The organism is Clostridium sp. C2-6-12 (assembly GCF_009928485.1).
Classification (GTDB): domain Bacteria; phylum Bacillota; class Clostridia; order Clostridiales; family Clostridiaceae; genus Clostridium.
Genome location: NZ_JAABNP010000109.1, coordinates 1 through 291 on the forward strand (window position 1 = coordinate 1; position 291 = coordinate 291).

The 291-nt window shown below is 37.1% G+C and carries 1 pseudogene; it reads right to left on the bottom strand.

What is annotated here, in order from left to right:
* Nucleotides 1-291 (bottom strand): annotated as a pseudogene (locus GXK56_RS27600) (transketolase); the annotation flags it as partial.

Below are 291 nucleotides of genomic sequence, written 5' to 3' on the forward strand. Positions count from 1 at the left end.
AAACATAAGCTACTGGTAAGTTCATAAGAGCTGATAATCTCATTGCACCCTTCATGTAATCACTGAATACGAAGAAAGTTGCACAGAATACTTTAAGCCCACCATGAGCATACATACCATTTACAATAGCTGCCATAGCATGTTCTCTAACTCCAAAGTGAAGGTTTGATCCACTTCTATCTTCAGCTGAGAAATCTCCTCTATCACTCATATGAGTTTTGTTAGATGGTGCTAAGTCTGCTGATCCTCCAATAAAGTTTGGAATAAGCTTAGCTAATCTGTTTATCATTA